The sequence below is a fragment of the Sulfurimonas sp. genome (genome assembly GCF_041563495.1).
Classification (GTDB): domain Bacteria; phylum Campylobacterota; class Campylobacteria; order Campylobacterales; family Sulfurimonadaceae; genus Sulfurimonas.
The window spans coordinates 1-1581 of the sequence record NZ_JBFFMZ010000026.1; the positions used below are offsets into that span (position 1 = coordinate 1).

The following is a 1581-nucleotide window of genomic DNA, read 5'->3' on the forward strand; positions in this document are numbered from 1 at the left end:
AACTTTCTGAAGATGATAAAAATGTTGTTGAAAGAGCTCGTAAAATTGAGAAATTCTTATCTCAGCCATTCTTCGTTGCAGAGGTATTTACAGGTTCTCCTGGTAAATATGTTTCTCTAGAAGATACTATTAAAGGTTTCAAAGCAATCCTTGATGGTGAATGTGATGATATGCCGGAAAATGCATTCTACATGGTTGGTGGTATGGATGAAGTAATTGAAAAAGCTGCAAAGCAAAAATAACTCATAATATACTAAAGGACTGTAATGGATAAGTTAAAACTTGAAATCCTAACTCCTAATGGTGAAATCTTTAACGATGACGTCGTTAGCGTAACTCTTCCCGGTGAAGAGGGAGAATTCGGTGTTTTACCACATCACGCTTCATTAACAACTTTGTTGGAAGCTGGTGTGATCGATATCGAAAAAGATGATAAATCAGTTGAGTCAATTTTAATAAACTGGGGTGTAGTTCAAGTTGATGAAACCAAAGTTATTGTTTTAGTTGAAGGTGCTGTTGCTATTCGTGGAGAAAACGAAAGTGACATTGCTAATGCACTTGAAGAAGCTAAACAGCTTATTAATGATATAGCTGATGCAAATCCTGCAATAGCTTCTGTTTCAGCAAAACTTGAATCAGCAGCTCAAAGATTGTTATAATCTATGATTAACAATCTCATAGATTTTTATCTAAAAAGTCACCCAGTAACTTTGGGTGTACTGGCTCTATTGTCAGTATATTTCATAATACTTAACTGGGTGTTTTTCTATCGCTTTTTTTCTATTAACAATTGGCTTAAAGATGAAAACAATTCTTTAGAGAGTCTTCTCTTAGGTGCTTCAACTGTTAGTGAAAAATCTTTTTTAAACAACTTCATAAAAACTAGTACAAATGTCAGTAAAGAAATTTTAGATTTAGGTATGCTTGCAGCTACTAAAGAAGCTACTAAAGGTTTATCCATACTATCTATATTTGCTTCTACAACTCCATTTATAGGGCTTTTTGGTACAGTTGTGTCAATTTTAGATACCTTTACTCATATTGGTCAAAGTAGTGGTAGTATGTCTGTAATAAGTAGTGGGGTATCAGACGCTCTTGTTGCAACGGCAGCCGGTATATTTGTAGCAATATTTGCATATACTTATCATCAGGTTTTAAAAAGAAAATCATTTGAACTAGTAGGTTTCCTTCAAATGCAAAGCGATGCAGTATTAGCTAGAAAAGTTTAGCGATATGTATGATTTTGAAGACAAACCGGAGTTAAATATTACTCCACTTGTGGATGTAATGTTAGTCTTACTAGCCATACTCATGGTTATTGCTCCAAATATTATATATGAAGAAAATATTAAACTACCTCAAGGTTCTATGAGTAAGCAGTTGTCAAAAATACCTCCTGTACATATCTCTATAGATAAAGAACTAAATGTTAAAATAAACAAAGACAATTATCAACTACATGAATTCATGGATAATTTTTTTCTTTATTCTAAAAAATTAGATTTAAAAGCTACTGTACTTATAAGTGCAGATAAAACTTTGGACTACGGTGTTGTAATGTCAGTTTTGGCTGCAGTAAAA

The 1581-nt window shown here is 32.9% G+C and carries 3 protein-coding genes and 1 pseudogene; all 4 read left to right on the forward strand.

Annotation, left to right across the window (positions count from 1 at the left end; genetic code table 11):
• A pseudogene (locus ABYK18_RS11965) lies at positions 1–242 on the forward strand (F0F1 ATP synthase subunit beta); the annotation flags it as partial.
• Between the two features lie 24 nt (positions 243–266).
• Positions 267–659 (forward strand): ATP synthase F1 subunit epsilon, encoded by a 393-nt coding sequence (gene atpC, locus ABYK18_RS11970; RefSeq protein WP_373036906.1) that lies wholly within the window; start codon positions 267–269, stop codon positions 657–659.
• A gap of 3 nt (positions 660–662) precedes the next feature.
• Positions 663–1229 carry a MotA/TolQ/ExbB proton channel family protein gene (locus ABYK18_RS11975; protein ID WP_373036907.1) on the forward strand — a complete coding sequence of 189 codons (567 nt, stop codon included), beginning with the start codon at positions 663–665 and terminating at the stop codon, positions 1227–1229.
• A 4-nt stretch (positions 1230–1233) separates the two neighbouring features.
• Positions 1234–1581 (forward strand): ExbD/TolR family protein (locus tag ABYK18_RS11980; protein WP_373036908.1); only part of this gene is annotated, 348 nt, incomplete at its 3' end.